The 19,020-nt window shown below is 63.9% G+C and carries 20 protein-coding genes; 6 read left to right on the forward strand and 14 right to left on the reverse strand.

Annotated features, from left to right (window positions below; genetic code table 11):
* Window positions 1–134: 134 nt before the first annotated feature.
* Both UNPA324_RS11020 and UNPA324_RS11025 read right to left on the reverse strand, forming a co-directional pair.
* A complete protein-coding gene (locus UNPA324_RS11020) occupies window positions 135–584 on the reverse strand; it encodes a DsrE family protein (RefSeq protein ID WP_141934688.1) in 450 nt (149 codons plus the stop codon).
* 41 nt (window positions 585–625) lie between these two features.
* Window positions 626–1,249 carry a hypothetical protein gene (locus tag UNPA324_RS11025; protein WP_141934689.1) on the reverse strand — a complete coding sequence of 208 codons (624 nt, stop codon included), beginning with the start codon at window positions 1,247–1,249 and terminating at the stop codon, window positions 626–628.
* Window positions 1,250–1,450: 201 nt separating this feature from the next.
* Here UNPA324_RS11025 and UNPA324_RS11030 point away from each other — a divergent pair, with 201 nt between their 5' ends.
* Window positions 1,451–2,023, forward strand: coding sequence for an STM3941 family protein (locus tag UNPA324_RS11030; protein ID WP_128920129.1), 573 nt, complete (start codon window positions 1,451–1,453; stop codon window positions 2,021–2,023).
* A 42-nt stretch (window positions 2,024–2,065) separates the two neighbouring features.
* Here UNPA324_RS11030 and UNPA324_RS11035 read toward each other — a convergent pair whose 3' ends face one another.
* The 10 genes from UNPA324_RS11035 to pqqA form a co-directional block, all read right to left on the reverse strand.
* The gene (locus UNPA324_RS11035) at window positions 2,066–3,121 is read right to left on the reverse strand and encodes a 2-oxoacid:ferredoxin oxidoreductase subunit beta (protein WP_141934690.1); all 1,056 of its coding nucleotides are present in this window, start codon (window positions 3,119–3,121) and stop codon (window positions 2,066–2,068) included.
* Between the two features lie 127 nt (window positions 3,122–3,248).
* Window positions 3,249–5,096: a 2-oxoacid:acceptor oxidoreductase subunit alpha gene (locus tag UNPA324_RS11040; RefSeq protein WP_164936348.1), complete on the reverse strand. Its 1,848-nt coding sequence runs from the start codon at window positions 5,094–5,096 to the stop codon at window positions 3,249–3,251.
* The gene (locus UNPA324_RS11045; protein WP_141934691.1) at window positions 5,066–6,865 is read right to left on the reverse strand and encodes an FAD-dependent oxidoreductase; all 1,800 of its coding nucleotides are present in this window, start codon (window positions 6,863–6,865) and stop codon (window positions 5,066–5,068) included. Before UNPA324_RS11045 ends, UNPA324_RS11040 begins: the two co-directional genes overlap by 31 nt.
* 236 nt (window positions 6,866–7,101) lie before the next feature.
* On the reverse strand, window positions 7,102–7,779 hold the full coding sequence (locus tag UNPA324_RS11050; RefSeq protein ID WP_128920125.1) for a DUF4286 family protein: 678 nt from the start codon (window positions 7,777–7,779) through the stop codon (window positions 7,102–7,104).
* A 13-nt stretch (window positions 7,780–7,792) separates the two neighbouring features.
* Window positions 7,793–8,779: a prolyl aminopeptidase gene (gene pip, locus UNPA324_RS11055; RefSeq protein WP_128920124.1), complete on the reverse strand. Its 987-nt coding sequence runs from the start codon at window positions 8,777–8,779 to the stop codon at window positions 7,793–7,795.
* Complete coding sequence (gene pqqE, locus UNPA324_RS11060) at window positions 8,769–9,950, reverse strand: pyrroloquinoline quinone biosynthesis protein PqqE (RefSeq protein ID WP_128920123.1); 1,182 nt, start codon at window positions 9,948–9,950, stop codon at window positions 8,769–8,771. Before pqqE ends, pip begins: the two co-directional genes overlap by 11 nt.
* On the reverse strand, window positions 9,947–10,258 hold the full coding sequence (gene pqqD / locus UNPA324_RS11065) for a pyrroloquinoline quinone biosynthesis peptide chaperone PqqD (protein WP_128920122.1): 312 nt from the start codon (window positions 10,256–10,258) through the stop codon (window positions 9,947–9,949). The genes pqqE and pqqD overlap by 4 nt, the downstream gene beginning before the upstream one ends.
* 12 nt (window positions 10,259–10,270) lie before the next feature.
* Window positions 10,271–11,026, reverse strand: a complete 756-nt coding sequence (pqqC, locus tag UNPA324_RS11070) for a pyrroloquinoline-quinone synthase PqqC (protein WP_430641959.1) — start codon at window positions 11,024–11,026, stop codon at window positions 10,271–10,273.
* Between the two features lie 20 nt (window positions 11,027–11,046).
* The gene (pqqB, locus tag UNPA324_RS11075) at window positions 11,047–11,976 is read right to left on the reverse strand and encodes a pyrroloquinoline quinone biosynthesis protein PqqB (RefSeq protein WP_128920120.1); all 930 of its coding nucleotides are present in this window, start codon (window positions 11,974–11,976) and stop codon (window positions 11,047–11,049) included.
* A gap of 131 nt (window positions 11,977–12,107) precedes the next feature.
* Complete coding sequence (gene pqqA, locus UNPA324_RS11080) at window positions 12,108–12,188, reverse strand: pyrroloquinoline quinone precursor peptide PqqA (protein ID WP_007595659.1); 81 nt, start codon at window positions 12,186–12,188, stop codon at window positions 12,108–12,110.
* Between the two features lie 278 nt (window positions 12,189–12,466).
* On the opposite strand from pqqA, the gene UNPA324_RS11085 reads away from it, so the two are divergent.
* The 5 genes from UNPA324_RS11085 (at window position 12,467) to tarD (ending at window position 16,407) form a co-directional block, all read left to right on the forward strand.
* Entirely contained in the window at window positions 12,467–12,724 is a 258-nt protein-coding gene (locus UNPA324_RS11085; protein ID WP_128920119.1) for a DUF6894 family protein, read from the forward strand.
* 235 nt (window positions 12,725–12,959) lie between these two features.
* Window positions 12,960–14,360 carry an amidase family protein gene (locus tag UNPA324_RS11090; protein ID WP_128920118.1) on the forward strand — a complete coding sequence of 467 codons (1,401 nt, stop codon included), beginning with the start codon at window positions 12,960–12,962 and terminating at the stop codon, window positions 14,358–14,360.
* Window positions 14,361–14,362: 2 nt separating this feature from the next.
* Window positions 14,363–14,839, forward strand: a complete 477-nt coding sequence (locus UNPA324_RS11095; RefSeq protein WP_128920117.1) for a glutathione peroxidase — start codon at window positions 14,363–14,365, stop codon at window positions 14,837–14,839.
* A gap of 11 nt (window positions 14,840–14,850) precedes the next feature.
* Window positions 14,851–15,093, forward strand: coding sequence for a DUF3297 family protein (locus UNPA324_RS11100; RefSeq protein WP_164936347.1), 243 nt, complete (start codon window positions 14,851–14,853; stop codon window positions 15,091–15,093).
* A gap of 144 nt (window positions 15,094–15,237) precedes the next feature.
* A complete protein-coding gene (gene tarD, locus UNPA324_RS11105) occupies window positions 15,238–16,407 on the forward strand; it encodes a D(-)-tartrate dehydratase (protein WP_141934692.1) in 1,170 nt (389 codons plus the stop codon).
* A gap of 135 nt (window positions 16,408–16,542) precedes the next feature.
* Here the strand turns inward: tarD and UNPA324_RS11110 are convergent, their stop codons facing one another.
* Together UNPA324_RS11110 and UNPA324_RS11115 are read right to left on the reverse strand one after the other, a co-directional pair.
* Window positions 16,543–17,895: a malonyl-CoA decarboxylase gene (locus tag UNPA324_RS11110; protein ID WP_141934693.1), complete on the reverse strand. Its 1,353-nt coding sequence runs from the start codon at window positions 17,893–17,895 to the stop codon at window positions 16,543–16,545.
* Window positions 17,896–18,185: 290 nt separating this feature from the next.
* A complete protein-coding gene (locus UNPA324_RS11115) occupies window positions 18,186–18,983 on the reverse strand; it encodes an AraC family transcriptional regulator (RefSeq protein ID WP_164936345.1) in 798 nt (265 codons plus the stop codon).
* Window positions 18,984–19,020: the final 37 nt, after the last annotated feature.

Genomic DNA, 19,020 nt, shown 5'->3' on the forward strand with positions numbered 1-19,020 from the left:
GCTACAAAATTGCGTAGCAATTTTGTGCTGATGCGGCGAAGCAATCCAGATTTGGACTGCCTCCGCGGAGGGATTCTGGATTGCTTCGCTGCGCTCGCAATGACGGCCAAGAAGGTGTGCCTCGAACGCTGCCGCTACGGCCGCAAGTACAAATACCCCTGCGACTGCAGCTCGGCCAAACGAACCACGCCGCCCTTCTCCGCGCTGACGAAGCCCGGCAGCAGCTCCTTCAGCGTGACGTTCTGGGCCTTCATCGTGTTGCCGCAAGCGGCGAGCTCGACGCCGTCCTTGGAGAATTCGCCGATCCGCTTGCTGATGTCGGGGTTGGCCTGCGCCGAGTGAAACGCCTTCAACGCCGGTCCGTGGATCACCAGCGCGAGCGTGACATGCTCGGGACCGCCGACCCCCTCGATATGGTTCTGGATGTTGCCGAGCACGAAATTGACCTTCTCGGCGTCGCTGAGATGGTAGACCACTTTCAGCTTGTTGCCCGTGCCCGCGTCCGTTGCGGCTTTCGCGCTGGAGGCGCCGAGCGCTGCGCCCAGGGTCGACATGGCGGTCCACAAGATGTTGCGGCGGTTCATGGCGGATCTCCTCGACTAAGCCTGAATTCGCCCGAGACATATCATTTGTGACGCAGCGCGGCGAGCTCCTTGCGGTCGGTCACGAGCGAGGCGCAGTCGCTGGTGTCGGTGCGGTCGAGCCGGAAGATCTTATCGTCGGCGCCAGCCACCAGCGCATGCTCGGCCTCGTCGTCCGGCCTGTTGTTCTGCCAGACCCTGATTTGTTGAAGCCGAACGATGGCGGCCTTGCTGTCCTTGGACAGCGCCACTTCGATCCCGCCGCCTTCGCAGTCGACACCACAGCCCATGCGGATTTCGTCGCCCTGGCTGAGAAGCACCGCGTGGCTGCCGCACGAGCCGCTGGAGTCGAAATCCCCGCTGCGATGGCGATAGCGGAAGCCCATGCGGAAGGAATTGTGGAGCTGCTTGTCTTCCTCGTCGGTCTCAGCCGAGATCAGCAGCTTCATCGAGGCCACCTTCTGCCTGGGATGGCGCGCCAGATGTTCGGCGTCGTAGCGGCGGACGAAGCAGGCATAGGCCTTGTCGCCGGGCGCCCCCGCATAGATCCGGGCCGTGAAGGCGTCAGCTTCGGCTTTGGTGGTCTCCCGGACCTTGTCGGCCTCATCGGCATGGGCGACGCCGACAAAGGCGGCAAGGGCGAGCGGCAGGAAAAGAGCAAGCTTCATGATCGCACCGGGCGTTTGAACCGTCGTCCCCCACGAGAAGGGCGGCCGACTGCCGGTTAGTCGCAGGCGGCGAACGGCGCGTTCAAGCGCTCCCAGCCGCTCGCCTTGCCGGCAGCCTCGCGCAAGGTTCCAGCCTTAACAGTTTAGAAGGATGAGGGTCGGTAAACCTCCGGTTGCTGCAGATGACTGGTGGCGGTCAAAATGTCCGTAAGTCAGAGCTTGCCCAACCTTGCGATTGGCTATTCCGTGCCGCGGCTATTGAAGATGCTGGCCGCCGGCCTGCTGCTGACGCTTCTGTGCGCCGCGGTCGCTTTCAATTGGTTTCACGTCAAGACCCTCTCCGCGTTTCAGATCGCTGCTAGCTATCTCGGTGTCGTGCTGTTTGGGTTCGTGACCTGCAGGACGTTCTGGAGGCTAGTCTCAACCAGGCAGCCGGTCCTTTTCATCACCCGCGTCGGTCTTCGCGACACCCGCATTGCCGATGACACCATCTCCTGGAGATCCGTGCGGGACATATCGGTTTGGCAGTATCGCAGTCACATGATCGTGGTGCTCAAGCTCGACCCGCTTGTCGCCGACCGCTTCGACGTTGGTCTTCTGAAGCGCATCGTATCGATCATGAACAAAGCGGTCGGCGCCGAGGGCGTGCTCGTCAATCCCGGCGGCCTGACGATGGACGGCGAAACGCTGCTCGAGACCTGCAAGCAATATTGGAAGGCCGGCCGTTTGGCATATACGGCCCATCCCGCGACGGAGCCCGAGCCTGTCAGCTAAGGCGTCCCAGCGTCGGCCGATGCCCTCCTGATACTGTGCGCCTCACCGCAGGCTGGCGTTGATCTTGTCCAGCACCGCCGAGCCCGGGCACAGCGTACCCGCCTCCAGCGAGTTGAGCGGGGTCTCGACCGTGTTGAGGTGCTCGTGCAGGTCTTCCGCATCGGGGTCGACGTACAGAAGCCCGGTGACGATCTGCCCCTTGGCGGCGTGCCTTGCGAGGAAGGTCTGGGCTCCCAGCCGATCATGCGGATCGTAATCGGCGTCGATCTTGCGCAAGGCGATCTTGCTGCCGTCATGCTGCTCGACCACCTGCACCGTGCCGGGGGCATAGTCGACCGCGATGGGATCGCGACCGACCAGGACGTCGAGCCGGTTCACGGCGTCGTTGTGCTCGCGGACATAGTCAAAGCTCTTGGTTGAGCCGGCGTGGTTGTTGAAGGCGATGCAGGGGCTGATGACGTCGATGAAGGACGCGCCCTTGTGGCGGATCGCAGCCGCGATCAGCGGCACCAGCTGGGTCTTGTCGCCGGAGAACGAGCGCGCGACGAAGGTGGCGCCGAGTTGCAGCGCGATCGCGACGAGGTCGATGGCGTTGTCGGTGTTGGTGACGCCCTTCTTGGACTTCGAGCCGCGGTCGGCGGTCGCCGAGAATTGGCCCTTGGTCAGGCCATAGACGCCGTTGTTCTCGACGATATAGGTCATGTTGACGCCGCGCCGGATCGAATGCGCGAACTGGCCGAAGCCGATCGAGGCGGAATCGCCGTCGCCGGAGACGCCGAGATAGATCAGGTCGCGGTTGGCGAGGTTGGCGCCGGTCAGCACGCTGGGCATGCGGCCATGCACGGAGTTGAAGCCGTGCGAATTGCCGAGGAAGTAGTCCGGCGTCTTCGAGGAACAGCCGATGCCGGAGATCTTCGCCACCCGGTGCGGCTCGATCGACAGCTCGTAACAGGCCTCGATGATCGAAGCCGTGATCGAGTCGTGACCGCAGCCGGCGCACAGCGTCGAGATCTTGCCCTCGTAGTCGCGGTGCGTGTAGCCGAGCTCGTTCTTCTTCAGCCCGGGATGATGGAATTTCGGTTTTGCGATGTAAGTCATGCGAGCACCTGCGATGCCAAGCCCGTCATGGCCGGGCTTGACCCGGCCATCCTCGTCTTGGTGGCGGAGAAGAAAGGCGTGGATGCCCGCGACAAGCGCGGGCATGACGGAGAGAGTGGCGCGCAACTCATGACACGGCCTTGCGGAGCGGGGTCACCTTGAGGTGATCCTGGTGGTCGCCGATGGCTTTTGCGATGAATCGGGCGGTGATCGGCGAGCCGTCGTAATGCACGATCGGCACGAGACGCACCGGGTCGATGCCGTTCTCGTTGACGATGAGCTGGCGGAGCTGGCTGTCGCGGTTCTGCTCGACCACATAGACGAAGTCGTGCTCGGCGAGGAAGCTCGCCACGCTCGAATGGAACGGAAAGGCGCGAATACGCAGCCGGTCGAGCTGGTGCCCGCGCGCTTCCAACAGGCCGATCGCCTCGTCCATCGCCGGCGAGGTCGAGCCGAAATAGATCACGCCATATTTGGTCGGCCGTTCCGCATTGGCCTGCAGCGGCCGTGGCACCAGATCCTGCGCGGTCTCGAACTTGCGCATCAGTCGCTGCATGTTGTCGGCGTAGACCGAGCCTTCCTCGGAATAGCGCGCATAGCGGTCCCGGGACGTGCCGCGGGTAAAATAGGAGCCCTTGGTCGGGTGCGTGCCGGGGTAGGTGCGGTAGGGAATGCCGTCGCCGTCGACGTCGAGATAACGGCCGAAGTCGCGGCCCTCTTCCAGCATCTCCGCGGTCATCACCTTGCCGCGGTCATATTGCTTCGCATCGTCCCACTTCAGCGGGCGGCAGAGCCGGTGGTTCATGCCGATGTCGAGATCGAGCATCAGGAAGATCGTGGTCTGCAGCCGCTCGGCGAGATCGAAGGCGGCGGCCGCGAACTCGAACGCTTCGGCCGGGTCTTCCGGGAACAGCAGCACATGCTTGGTGTCGCCATGCGAGGCATAGGCGCAGGCGATGATGTCGCATTGCTGGGTGCGGGTCGGCATGCCCGTCGAGGGGCCGGCGCGCTGGATGTTCATGATCACCGCCGGGATCTCCGCGAAATAGGAGAGGCCGATGAACTCGGTCATCAGGGAGATGCCGGGGCCTGAAGTCGCAGTGAAGGCACGCGCGCCGTTCCAGGACGCGCCGATGACGATGCCGATCGAGGCCAGCTCGTCCTCGCCCTGCACGATCGCGTATTTGGCCTTGCCGGTCTCAGGGTCGTGCCGGTACTTCTTGCAATGGGCGGTGAAGGCTTCGGCCACCGACGAGGACGGCGTGATCGGATACCAGGCGCAAACAGTGGCGCCGCCATAGACGGCACCGAGCGCGGCGGCGCTGTTGCCTTCGATGAAGATGCGGTCGCCGACCTTGTCGGACTTCTTCACCCGCAGCCCTATCGGGCATTTCAGGTTCTGCAGCGCCCAGTCGCGGCCGAGATGCAGCGCGTGGACGTTGGAGGACAAGAGCTTCTCCTTGCCCTTGTACTGCTCACCGATCAGCTGCTCGATCAGCTTGGGGTCCATGTCGAGCAGGGCCGAGAGCGCGCCCAAATAGATGATGTTCTTGAACAGCTGGCGCTGGCGCGGATCGGTGTAGGTCGAGTTGGTGATGGCGGTTAAGGGGACGCCGATCACGGTGATGTCGTCGCGGAATTTGGTCGACGGCATCGGCTTGGTGGAATCGTAGAACAGATAGCCGCCGGGCTCGATGCCGGCGACGTCCTTGTCCCAGGTCTGCGGGTTCATCGCCACCATCATGTCGACGCCGCCGCGGGCGCCGAGATGGCCGTCTTCCGTCACCCGCACCTCGTACCAGGTCGGCAGGCCCTGGATGTTGGAGGGGAAGATGTTGCGGGGGGAGACCGGAACGCCGTGGCGCAGGATCGCGCGCGCGAACATCTCGTTGGCGCTGGCCGAGCCCGAGCCGTTGACGTTGGCGAAGCGGACGACGAAGTCGTTTACGCTGCTGATCGGCTTTTTGTCGGGCATGTCGAACCTGCGTAAGTCATCTCGATGAAATATTTCTGCATGTCCCACGCGCCTGTGGGACAACGCTCGGCGCACAGCCCGCAATGCAGGCAGACGTCCTCGTCCTTGACCATCACGCGCCCGGTCTTGAGATCCGAAGAGACGTAGAGATCCTGGTCCGGATGCGCCGAGGGCGCCTTCAGGCGCTGGCGCAAATCGCTTTCCTCGCCGTTACCGGTGAAGGTGATGCAATCCATCGGACAAATGTCGGCGCAGGCATCGCACTCGATGCAGAGCGAGGTCGAGAATACGGTCTGCACGTCGCAGTTCAGGCAGCGCTCGGCTTCGCCCAAGGCCAGCTTGACGTCGTAACCGAGCTCGACCTCGGCACGGATGTCCTTCAGCGCAATCACCTTGTCGCGATGCGGCACCTTGTAGCGCTTGTCGTTGGAGATGTCGTTGTCATAGCTCCATTCGTGGATACCCATCTTCTGCGACGAGACGTGCACTTCAGGCAGCGGGCGCTCGGTAATGTCCTCGCCCGAGAGCATCTTGTGGATCGACAGCGCGGCGTCATGGCCGTGCGAGACCGCCCAGATGATGTTCTTGGGGCCGAACGCGGCGTCGCCGCCGAAGAAGACTTTTGGGTTGGTCGAGACGAAGGTCTTGGGATCGACCTTGGGCATGTGCCATTTGTCGAACTCGATGCCGCAATCCTGCTCGATCCACGGGAAGGCGTTCTCCTGGCCGACCGCGACCAGCACGTCGTCGCATGCGATGGTCTGGTCCGGCTCACCCGAGGGAACGAGGTTGCGGCGTCCCTTGGCATCGTACTCGGCCTTCACCTTCTGGAAGGTGATGCCGGTGAGCTTGCCATTGTCATGGATGAAGGCCACGGGGACCAGGAAATTGAGGATCGGAATGTCCTCGTGGAGCGCATCCTCTTTCTCCCAGGGCGAGGCCTTCATTTCCTCGAAGCCGGAGCGGACGACAACTTTCACCTCTTCGCCACCGAGCCGGCGCGCGGTGCGGCAGCAATCCATTGCGGTGTTGCCGCCGCCAAGCACGATCACGCGCTTGCCGATCTTGTCGGTGTGACCGAACGAGACCGAGGCCAGCCATTCGATGCCGATATGGATGTGGCTTGCTGCTTCTTTCCGGCCGGGGATGTCGAGCTCGCGGCCGCGCGGTGCGCCCGAGCCGACGAAGATCGCGTCGTATTTCTCCGCGAGCAGCGCCTTCATGCTCTCGATGCGGTGACCGCCTTTGAACTCGACGCCGAGGCCCAGGATGTAGCCGGTCTCCTCGTCGATGACGGAATTGGGCAGGCGGAATTTCGGGATCTGCGTGCGCATCATGCCGCCGGCTTCGGGATCGGCATCGAACACCGTGCAGTGATAGCCGAGCGGTGCCAGATCGCGCGCCACCGTCAGCGAGGCCGGACCGCCGCCGACGAAGGCGACGCGCTTGCCGTTCTTCGGCGGGGGCTTCGGCAAGCGCTGCTTGATGTCGTCCTTGAAGTCGGCCGCAACGCGCTTGAGGCGGCAGATTGCGACGGGTGTTTCCTCGACGCGTCCGCGTCGGCACGCCGGCTCGCATGGACGATCGCAGGTGCGTCCCAATATTCCGGGAAACACGTTCGATTTCCAATTGATCATGTAGGCGTCGCTATAGCGGCCTTGCGCGATCAGTCGGATGTATTCGGGAACCGGGGTGTGCGCAGGACAGGCCCATTGGCAATCGACCACTTTGTGAAAGTAGTCGGGGGCCGCAATATCGGTTGGTTTCATTCCTACCCTGTCCGCGCGGGCTCAAAGACCCGGCGGCCTCTTCTGAGCTTGGCGAACGCTTAACGTGCGTCGATCTGGTTTCTGAATGACGTCATTGGGTTAGCTTATTAGAACGGCTCCGAAGTACAACGGCAAATTTTCGCGCTTCCCCTCTTTCATAGGAGCCAAGCGCGCACAGCATTAACGGCGGCGCGTGATGCGCGTGCGGTGCAGCATTCGCGATGGATATGAGCGCGTCAGCTGCGCGCGATGTCGCTCTTCGCGAGATCCCACATCAGGCAGTAGGTCCCGACGGAGACGGGGAGCGGGAAGGGCGCGGCAGCGGGGCCGGTGAAGCGCTCGGCGATCACGGCCGAGACCGCGCCGACATGCGCGCCGTCGATCAGCACGAACCAGTCGCGCGCACCTTCGTTACGCGCCGCCGGTATTTCCGCCGTTGTGCCCGACAATTCCGGCTCGCTCTCCAGAAGGTGCATGGAGATGATGCCATCGTGCCTGTCAGGCGCCAGTTTGTCTTGCAGCGCATCACGCCATGCCCCCGCATTGTCCGCCCTCGGCCGCAGCCGCACCACGCCCAGGGCTACCCCGCGTCCGGTGCCGTTGCTGACGGTGATCCGCGCGACGACGCGGAGCATGTCCTTGAAGCGCGCCATGGTCCGCCGCGACCAGTCGGTCGGGTTCGCGAGCCGCGCCTTGTAGGCGGGGCTGTCGAGCACCTCTAACGTCGCGGTCGAGTAAAGGCAGAGGTATTTGGGATTGGCGGCATGCGCGACATAGCGCCGTGCTTCCAGGAAACCCTCGATTGCGACGCGCTCTTCCAGATGTTCGCAATCGTACCAGCGATTGAAATCGGCTTCATCTGAAGCGTCGATATTCATCGACGTCAGCAGCATGCCCTTCCCGGCGAGCGGCATTCTTCTTGTCCTCTCATCGCCCGATCTTCGATGCGAGGTCGGCGATCGACTTCATGACCGCGTCCCTCACGCCGGCATCATAAAGCGAATGTCCGGCTTCTTCCACGATGCGAAGCTCGGAACTGGGCCAAACTTTCGCGAGCGCGTGGGATGTCTCGGGAGGACACAACAGATCGTAGCGGCCCTGCACGATAATGCCGGGAATCCTTTCGAGCCGACCCGCGTTCCGCAACAGCTGGTCTTCGCTCATGAAGGAGTTGTTGACGAAATAATGCGCCTCCATGAACGGCGTCGCCGGCAGCGTGCGCCAGACGTTCAGCGAGGCGAGGTCGAGCCGCGCCTTGGCCGCCTTGTGCTCGGATAACGCGCGCTCGGTGTCGTGCCAGGCCCGCGCCGCAGGTCCGTGCATAGCCGGATCGGCATCGAGGATGCGGCGCCAATAGGCGTCCACCGGCTGCGCCTGCTCTTCGGGCGGCAGCACGCTCAGAAAATCCTCGCAGAGAGCGGGGTAGAATTGCCGCAGTCGGACCGTGAACGCCGTCTCGACCTCGGCCCGCGTGCCGAGGAACGTCGCGCGCAGTGCAAGACCGGAGACGCGATCGGGATGCGCCTGCGCATAAGCCAGCGCCAGTGTCGCGCCCCAGGAGCCGCCGACCAGCATCCAGCGTTCAAAGCCGAACTTTTCGCGGATTGTCTCCATGTCCGCGATCAGATCGGCCGTGGTGTTGTGCTCGCGCGAGCCCTTGGGCCGGCTGCGGCCGCAGCCGCGCTGGTCGAACAGCACCGCGCAGAAACGGTCGGGGTCGAACAGTCGGCGATGGTCCGGCTGGCAGCCGCTGCCGGGCCCGCCGTGCAGATAGATCGCGGGGATGCCGTCGCTGCGGCCGACGCTCTCGACGTAGAGCTCATGGCCGTCGCCGACGTCGAGCATTTCGGAGGTCAGCGGCGCAAAGGGATCGGCGCGCCTTGCCGCTGTGCCTGCGTCGGCGTCAGGTCCCATTCTCGGATTCCAGGGTGCCGCCGGCGAAATTGCGGTAGAGGAAGCGGCTGGTCTCGCCCTCGGCCTCGCGCTCGGCCTGCTTGAAGATGGTCTCGTGCAGCGGCGACAGCGCGCAGGCCGGATCGGTGTTGGCGGCGTCCCCGGTCAGCGCAAAGGCCTGGCAGCGGCAGCCGCCGAAATCGATCTCGCGGAATTCGCAAGACTTACACGGCTCCTTCATCCAGCCCGTGCCGCGATAGCGGTTGAAGGCCTCCGAGTTCTGCCAGATCCAGGCGATCGAATGGTTGGAGCGCACGGATTCGAACTCAAGCCCGGTGATGCTCTCGGCGGCGTGGCAGGGCAGCACCTTGCCGGCGGGCGAGATGTTGAAGAACTGCCGGCCCCAGCCGCCCATGCATTTCTTCGGCCGCAGCGCGTAATAATCGGGAACGACGTAGTCGATGGCAAGCGTGCCCTTGAGCCGCTCCCGCGCCTCCTCAACGATGGCCGTGCACTCGTCGAGCTGCGCCACCGTCGGCATCAGTGCGGCGCGGTTCTTCAGGGCCCAGCCGTAATATTGCACATTGGCCACCTCGAGCCGGTCGGCGTCGAGATCGACAGCCATCTGGACGATGTCAGGGAGCTGATGCAGGTTCTGCCGATGCATCACCGCATTCACGGTGAGCGGCAAATCGAGCTCGCGCGTCCATTTCGCCACTTCGAGCTTCTTGCGATGCCCGCCTTTGTAGCCGGCGACGCGGTCGGAGAGGCCTTCTTCGATGCCCTGGAAAGAGATCTGCACATGGCAGAGCCCGGCGTCGGCAAGCTCGCTGAGCTTGTCGCGCGTCAGCAGCACGGCCGAGGTGATGAGATTGGTGTAAAGGCCGACGTCGCTCGCGTGCTTCACCAGCTCGACGAGATCTTTCCGCGCCGTCGGCTCGCCGCCGGAGAAATGGACCTGGAGCACGCCGATCTCGGCGAGCTCGCCCAAGACCTTCTTCCATTCCTCGGTGGTCAGTTCCTTGCCCGAGCGGTCGAGCTCGACCGGGTTGGAGCAATAGGGGCATTGCAGCGGGCAGCGATGCGTGATCTCGAGCAGCACCGCGAGCGGAATGCCGAAGGTCTCGGCCGTCGAACGCTGCTTCTCCAGCACGGCGAGGCTGTCGCTGGGTGGGATGGTCACGTCGCTCATGACGTCTTCTCCCTGATCTCGGTCAGAAAGCCCTTGTCGGCGAGGTCCTGCAGCATGACGATGACGTCGGCCAGGATCGCGTCGCGGGGGGCCGCGTATTTTGCCGCGAGCTGATCGGACACGTCGCCGACGCTGCGCTTGCCGTCGCAAAGCTGCAGCACCTCGACCGCGATCTCGTCCGGGGCCAGCACGCGTTCCGGCGCCAGGATCACCCAGACCTTGCGGGTCTCGTCATATTTCAGCTTGGCATGCCGCGGCAGCACGGGGCGGCTCGCCTCGCTGACGCTGATGTTCCGCGGCCCGGCCATCGCTACTCCTCTTCAGCCCGCTTTGGGCACGAACGCGCCCGGCGGAATATTGCCCTCGACATAGGCGTGCTGGAGCGCGTCCAGCTGCACCCACAGCACGTTGGTCTTGAAGATCAGCGCGTTGCATACCTGGGCGCGCTGCTCCGGCGTCGTGGCATGCCTCTTGACATAGTCGAGCGCGAAATTGGCATCGCGCGGCGCCTGCGTGAGGCGGCGCTTGAAGTAGCTCATGGTATCAGGGTTGACGAAATCGTAATGCTGCAGCATGCCGGCGATGCGCTCTTCGTGGATGCTCGGCGCAAACAGCTCGGTCAGCGAGGAGGCGATCGCCTCCAGCGGGCTTTTTTCGCGACAATAGTGCACGTAAGCCTCGACCGCGAAGCGCGTCGCCGGCAAAATGCCTTCGGTGGATTCCACGTAGGCCGTGTCGAGGCCAAGGCCTTCGGTCAGCTTGATCCAGCGCTCGATGCCGCCTTCCGCACCGACATCGCCGTCATGGTCCTCGATGCGGTGGCGCCATTCCAGGCGCGTGGCGCGGTCGCGGAAGCGCGAGATCACCACCGCGTCCTTGATCGGAATCGTGCTCTGGTAATAGTAGCGGTTCAGTGCCCAGGCCTGCACCTGGCCCTTGTTCAGCTTGCCGCCGTGCAGCAGCTTATGGAACGGATGCAGGCTGTGATAGCGCGTCGCCCCGATATGGCGCAGCGTTGCCTCGAGCTCCTCGGCCGAGTTGAGCCTGATATCCCTGCCGATCGAGAGCGCAGTCATTCCAGTCATGGATGCGGCATTCACAGCACGATCTCCGTTCCGTCTGCGGGAATCTGCCATCCCGCTTGTTCAGCAGTCTTGCGTTCAGCCGAGGCAGGCAGCAGCGCCGGGTTCGAGTTGTTGATATGCAGAAATATCTTCCTGTCGATATTGAGGTCGGCCAGCTGCGCGATGGCGCCGTCGTCGCCGGACATGGCGACATGCCCCATGCTCTTGCCGGTCTTGTGGCCGAGGCCGCACTTGATCATCTCGTCGTCCGTCCAGACCGTGCCGTCGAAGAACACCAGCGAAGCGCCGTCGATCTCGGCCTTGAGCGCGTCGGTCACCTCGGCGCAGGCTGCGAGGAAATAGAAGCACTTGCCGGTCGCCTTGTCGGTGATCTTCAGGCCCAGCGTGTCGCCGTCGCCGCTGTCGCCGCCGGGATGCGCCTTGCCTTCCAGATACCAGGCCGACTTGCCCGGGACCGCGAAGGGCAGCACTTCCAGCCCGGAGCGTGCGCCATCGGTGAGGCGCGGCTCGAATGGCTCATTGATGCCGATCGGCTGGCGCCGGACGTGCTTCTCGTTCAGCACGTTGAAGATGCTGTTGCTGGCAAGGATCGCCAGCACTTTCTCATGCGCATAGATCGTGAACGGCGAGCTCTCGCGCATCGAGAGCAGGCCCGCCACCGCATCCACTTCGCTGTTGGTCAGGATCACGCCCGCAATCGGCGTATGGCGCAAGGCGCCTGCCTTGGGGTGCAGTTGCGGCGTGGCATTCAATTGCTGGCGCAGGTCGGGAGAGGCGTTGATCAGGAACCAATGCTCGCCATCGCCGCTGAAGGCGACCGAGGCCTGCGTCCGGTGCAGCTCATCCCCGCCGTTGCGGGCGGCCCGGCAACCCTCGCAGCCGCAATTCCACTGGGGAACTCCGCCGCCGGCTGCGGCGCCCAGGACGACGACGCGAAGCATGATCCGTCTCCTGGAAAGGAACACGCGCGGTGGATCTCAGGCCGACGCAGATGCCGACACAGATTCTTTCTTTCGGAAACGCGTCGTGACCGAAAGATCCACCGCCGCAGAACGCGAAATCGCCGACCGGCTTACTTGCGGGTGGCGCTCACATACATGTTGATTTCCATGCCACAGGGCACTTCGACGATCTTCGGGGCTTTCCATGCCATTTTTGGCTCTCCATTTTTGCGAATTCGGACGTATCCGCCCACCCGCTAAGTTAATGCGAGTGGAGAAGTTCGCTAGTGAAATTTTCCCGGACCTAGGTAGTAGGTCGGTGGAATTGCTGCACTGCAAAGAGGGCGTGTTGCGGCCATAAATGCGGCCGTAAAGATGCGCAATGGACATAGGCAAAAACCGCCGATAGGTCGTGATCCCTGTCGGGATAAACGAGTTGTGAGTTTAGAACGGCTTCCAATCATCTACAGGCGACCCCATTGGATCAGGCATGCCCAGATATTTCTTCAACACCCGTATCGGCGACGAACTGATCGTGGATCCTGACGGAGAGGACCTGCGCAATCCTGATCGCGCCTGGGAGGTCGCCCGCCAGATGATCCTGGAGGTGGTGAAGTCGGAAGGCACCCAGCGGGCCCTGCTCGCGGCGGTGATCGAGGTGACCGACGCCGAAGGCGAGGTCGTGCTGGAGTTTCCCTTCACCGAGGCGCTGCTGGACCTGCCGGATCCGTCCGCGACGCGGCATTAGCCCTATCTGGCTCCCCGTCATTGCGAGGAGCTCGCGACAAAATTGCGTAGCAATTTTGCGCTGATGCGACGAAGCAATCCAGAGCGCCTCGGCGGAGGGATTCTGGATTGCTTCGCTTCGCTCGCAATGACAACGGATGCAGCAATCCAAGCCTCGCCGCCTTTCGCCTCTGCGAAATCCGCATGGCTTTGCCGCGTTCCCGGCGCTAAAACACGCCGGATACACGGAGCAAACCATGCAAGATCTCTGGCGCCTGTCGGCCGCCGACCTCGCCGCCCTCGTCAAGTCCAAGAAAGTGTCCGCCCGGGAGGCCGCCAAGGCCGGTCTCGCCCGGCTCGATGCCGTCAATCCCAAGCTCAATGCCGTGATCGACCACCGGCCGGACGACGTGCTCAAGCAGGCCGATGCCGTCGATGCCGCGATCGCGCGAGGAGAGGACCTAGGGGTGCTCGCCGGCGTGCCCGTCACCATCAAGGCCAATGTCGACCAGGAAGGCTTTGCCACCACCAACGGTCTGAAGCTCCAGCGCGAATTGATCGCGCGCGAGGACAATCCGGTGGTTGCCAATTTCCGTAAAGCGGGCGCCATCCTGCTCGGCCGCACCAATTGCCCGGCCTTCTCCTATCGCTGGTTCACCACCAATCTTATCCACGGCGATACCAAGAACCCGCGCGATGCCTCGCTGACGCCGGGCGGCTCGTCCGGCGGCGCCGGTTCCGCGGTCGCGGCCGGCATCGGCCACGTCGCCCACGGCACCGACATCGCCGGCTCGATCCGCTATCCCGCCTATGCCTGCGGCGTGCACGGCCTGCGCCCGACGCTCGGCCGCATCCCCGCCTTCAATCCCGCGCTGCCGGAGCGCCCGATCGGGCCGCAGATCATGGCGGTGTCGGGCCCGTTGGCACGCACCGTCAACGATCTCAGGATCGCGCTCGAAGCGATGGCGGCGCGCGACATCCGTGATCCCTGGTTCGTGCCGGTGCCGCTCGAAGGCCCCGCACGGGACAAGCGCGCCGCGCTCTGCCTCAATCCGGGCGGCCTTGCCACCACGCCGGAGGTGAAAGCGGCGGTGAGCGATGCCGGCAAGCGGCTGGAGCGCGCTGGCTGGACCGTCGATGTGATCGAGGATACGCCGCCGATGCGCGAGGCGGTCGAGTGGCAGATCAAGCTGTGGCTCGGCGACGGCTATGAAGCGCAGCTCGAGGCGGCCGAGCGCGAGGGCGATCCCGGCGCGCTGGCCTGCCTGCGCGGCAACCGCGCCAGGGTGACGCCGATGGACCAGGCCAATTACGCCAAGGCGCTGACCCGCAGAGCCGCGCTGACCCGTGATTGGATGCTGTTCTTCGAGAAATATGCGGTGCTGCTGACGCCGGTCTCGGGCGAGCTGCCGTTCCCGGATCATCTCGACTGCAAGGACGATGAATCCTTCAAGCGGGTCTGGGAAGCCCAGCTGCCGCAGATCGCCATCCCCTTCATGGGCTTGCCGGGCCTCGTGGTCTCCACTGGTCTGGTCGGCAAGGCGCCGGTCGGCGTGCACGTCGTGTCCGGCCGCTATCGCGAGGATCTCTGCCTGCGCGCAGGCGAGGCGATCGAGGCGGGCGGCGTGCCGCCGTCGCCGATCGATCCCGTGGGCTAGCGATGTCCGTCATCTACGACTTCAAGGCCAATTCGCTGGCCGGCGAGGAGGTCGCCCTGCGCCGCTTCGAAGGGCAGGTGCTGCTGATCGTCAACACCGCGAGCAAATGCGGCTTCACGCCGCAATATCGCGGCCTGGAGGATCTTCATCGCGATCTGTCTCCGCGCGGCTTCTCCGTGCTCGGCTTTCCCTGCAACCAGTTCGGCGCGCAGGAGCCGGGGCAGGCGAGCGAGATCCAGGCGTTCTGCTCGACCAATTACGACGTCACCTTTCCGCTGTTCGAGAAGATCGACGTCAACGGCGCAAATGCGCACCCTCTGTATGAGTACCTGAAACGCCAGCAATCGGGCCTGTTAGGGGCCTCCATCAAATGGAATTTCACCAAATTCCTGGTGGACCGTGAGGGCAAGGTGGTCGCGCGCTACGCGCCGACCGCACGGCCCGAAGGATTGCGGCATCAAATCGAAACACTGTTGTGAGCGAGACAATCATGAGCGACGAATTTCCCGACCGCCTGTCGGTCGATCCGAACAGCCCTTATTACAACGCGGACGTTCTGGCGCGCGACGTCGGCATCCGCTTCAAGGGCATCGAGAAGACCAATGTCGAGGAATACTGCATCAGCGAAGGCTGGGTCCGCGTCACCGCCGGCAACGCCAAGGACCGCCACGGCAACCCGCTGACCATCAAGGTGCACGGTCCGGTCGAGCCGTATTTCAGGGATAAGAAGTGACGGCGAAGCCGTCATCGCAATGATGGGGCGCGACGCGTCCAAGTGCATCTCCGTCACCCTGAGGTGCTCGCCTCTTCGGCGAGCCTCGAAGGATGACGGGGAAACAGTCTCACGAACTTCACTCGACAATCGAAAGCCGCCCTCATGTCCGTCCGCATCGTCGACGTCCGCGAAATCACCAAACCGATCTCATCGCCGATCCGCAACGCCTATATCGACTTCACCAAGATGACGACCAGCCTCGTTGCCGTCGTCACCGACGTGGTGCGCGACGGCAAGCGCGTCGTCGGCTACGGCTTCAACTCGAACGGCCGCTACGGCCAGGGCGGCCTGATCCGCGAGCGCTTTGCCTCGCGTATTCTCGAAGCCGCTCCGAACTCGTTGCTCAATGAAGCCGGCGACAATCTCGACCCCGATAAGGTCTGGGCCGTGATGATGACCAACGAGAAGCCGGGCGGCCATGGCGAGCGCTCGGTCGCGGTTGGCACCATCGACATGGCGGTGTGGGATGCGGTGGCCAAGATCGCCGGCAAGCCGCTGTTCCGTTTGCTCGCCGAACGGCACGGTGTCGCCGCCAATCCACGCGTCTTCGTCTACGCTGCCGGCGGCTATTATTATCCCGGTAAGGGCTTGTCGATGCTGCGCGGCGAGATGCGCAGCTATCTCGATCGCGGCTACAATGTCGTGAAGATGAAGATCGGCGGTGCTGATATCGACGAGGACCGCAAGCGCATCGAGGCCGTGCTGGAAGAGATCGGCAAGGACGCGCAACTCGCCGTCGATGCCAACGGCCGCTTCAATCTCGAGACCGGCATCGCCTATGCCAAGATGCTGCGGGACTATCCCCTGTTCTGGTACGAGGAGGTCGGCGATCCCCTCGACTACGCGCTGCAGGCCGCGCTGGCCGAATTCTATCCCGGTCCGATGGCCACGGGCGAAAACCTGTTCAGCCATCAGGACGCCCGCAATCTGATCCGCTACGGCGGTATGCGCCCGGACCGCGACTGGCTGCAATTCGACTGCGCGCTGTCCTACGGCTTGTGCGAATACCAGCGTACGATCGAGGTGCTGAAGACCCACGGCTGGTCTCCCAGCCGCTGCATCCCGCACGGCGGTCACCAGATGTCGCTCAACATCGCCGCCGGCCTAGGACTCGGCGGCAATGAGAGCTACCCCGATCTGTTCCAGCCCTATGGCGGCTTCCCGGATGGTGTCCGCGTCGAGAACGGCCACATCACCATGCCCGATCTCCCGGGCATCGGCTTCGAGGGCAAGTCCGATCTCTACAAGGAAATGAAGGCGCTGGCGGAGTAGCCCGACGGCCGCTCCACACTCCGTCATTGCGAGCGAACCGAAGCAATCCAGAGTCTTTCCGTTGCACTTTCCGCGGAGGCAGTCTGGATTGCTTCGCTACGCTCGCAATGACGATGTGGCGCGAGCGAAGTCTCCCTACGACAACCGCATATCCAGCAGCCGCCGCCCTTCGTTCTTGAGCAGCTTCTTCACCGCGCTGGACGCCACGACCTCGCCGTCATTGGCATACGCCTCGTGGTTCTTCTCGATGTCGTCGAGGCGGTAGAGGTAGTTGACCATCACGCCGGCGGATTCGCGCAGGCCCTTCGGCGAGAGGTCGCCCAGCCAGTTGATGCGTTCGAGCCGGGCGCCGTTGCCGAGATGGAAGCGGGCGACGGAATCGATCAGTTTGCCCTTCGGCGTGCGCGCCTTGAGGAAGTAGTGCGCGGCGAGCGGTTCGATCACGCCGCGCAGCAGCGCCGTCGTCTCGGGGCTTTCGAACCATTCGGGATCGTCGAGGCGTTTCAGCACCTCGCGGTCCTCGTCGGAGAGCGGCAGGTCCTTGTCCTGCTTCACCCATTGCATGAAGCCGGGCACCGGCGACAGCGTCACGAATGTGTCGAGCTTCGGCGTTTCGCGGCGCAGCTCCTCGACCACCTGCTTGATCAGGAAGCTGCCGAAGGAGATGCCTCCCAAGCCGCGCTGCGTGTTGGAGATCGAATAGAATACTGCGGTGCGCGCGCGCTCGATCGGCAGATGCTGGCGGTCGACCGCGAGCAGCGGCGCGATCGCGCCCGGGATCGTCTCGGTCAGCGCCACCTCGACGAAGATCAGGGGCTCGTCCACCATCGCGGGGTGGAAGAAGGCGTAGCAGCGGCGGTCGACCGGATCGAGGCGGCGGCGCAGATCGTCCCAGTCAGAGATCTCGTGCACGGCCTCGTAACGGATGATCTTTTCGAGGATGTTGGCCGGGGTCGACCAGTCGATCCTGCGCAGCACGAGAAACCCTCTATTGAACCACGAAGAAAGAAGATGCGAGACGTCGCGATCGAGCGCGGCAAGATCGGTGTGCCCGTTCATCATGCCGAGCAGATCGGCGCGCATGTTGACGAGGTCGCCGGTGCCGCCCGGCGCGCGGTTGAGCCTTCGGATCAGCTCCTGGCGCCGCGGCTCCGAGGCGAAATGCAGCGCGCTTGCGTCCTCGTCGCTGGGCGCGGCGCGCCATGTCTCGATCGCCTTGGCCAGGCGCTCCCGGTCCGGGCCGAAATCGCGCATCAGTCCGTCGAAGAAGGCGCGGCGTCCCGCCGCATCCAGCTCCCGGTAGATGTCGAGCACCTCGCGCGCGATGGCGATGCCCGATGCTTCGCCCCGGCCCGAGAGCAGCGCATCGCACAGATCGAGCAGCCCATCGGCATCCCGTCTGGTGCCGGCGGACTCGCCGCGACGAAGCAGCGTGCGGCCGCGCTCGGAGATGGTGGCGAGCAGGTCGGAGAAGAAGGCGTTGGCCATCGGGGCTTTCGTGTCAGGTTTGTGCGTTGCGGAAGCTTACACGGGATTTGGCTGGAAGCCGATCACAATCAAGCAGGGGAATGCGGCAACTTTAGTCGGGCGATGCGTTTGGGGAATGACGGCATGCCGGGTGGAGGCGGTGCGTTCGCATACGACGGTTTAGGCCACTCCAGTTTCCACATCGTCATGGCCGGGCTTGTCCCGGCCATCCACGCCTTGCCACGCGGCAAGAAGAACGTGGATGCCCGGGACAAGCCCGGGCATGACGGCTTGTTGTGAATGTTGGCAGCCTACTTCCCCGCAAACTCCGTCGGCGTGCGCCCCGTCACCTGCCGGAACGCCGCCGAGAAAGCCGGCACGCTGGCATAGCCGAGCTGGGTCGCGAGCTGCTTCACCGAGACATTCCCATCCGTGGACAACCGCTGGATCGCCGCGGCGATCCGTGCGCGCTGGCACCAGCTCTTGAAGCTCAGCTGCGTCTCCGTCGAGAACAGCCGCGATAGCGTGCGCGCGGAGGTTCCAACTGCGCGCGCCAGCGTGTCGATGTCGTGCAGGCCGGTGGGATCGTCGAGCACGATCATCGCCGCGCGGCGGCAGCGTGGCTCATGCGGCAGCGGCACGAAGGTCGTGGAATCCTCGGCCTGGTGCAATTCCAGCAGGACCAGACGCACCAAGAGCTCGGTCCGTTCCTCGGTGTTGCGCGCGTCGAACAGCGCGAGGATCGCCTGGTTGAGCAACGGCGACACCCGCACCACGAATTCCCTGGTCAATCCCGCATAGCGCTTTTCGCGCTTCAGCCAGGGCAGGTCGAAATACAGCGTGCGCATCTCGATGTCGGCGAGGAGGTCGAGGGCGTGATCGAGCCCGGCCGGGACCCACACGGCCCGGTCCGGCGGCACCAGCCAGCGTCCACCGGGCGTCGTCACCTGCATGGTGCCGCGTGCCGCATAGATCAGCTGCGCCTCGCGGTGCAGGTGCGGATCAATCCGCATGCCCTTGGGATAGTCGCGGGCAACCAGATGCACGCCGGCGGGCGAGCGGTGGTTGCTGCGGACCTCCCGCAGGATTGGCGTTTCCAAGACAGTCATTGGCAGCATCCCGTCATGGGGAGGACATATAACTCAT

The organism is Bradyrhizobium sp. UNPA324 (genome assembly GCF_006658635.1).
Lineage (GTDB): Bacteria > Pseudomonadota > Alphaproteobacteria > Rhizobiales > Xanthobacteraceae > Bradyrhizobium > Bradyrhizobium nanningense.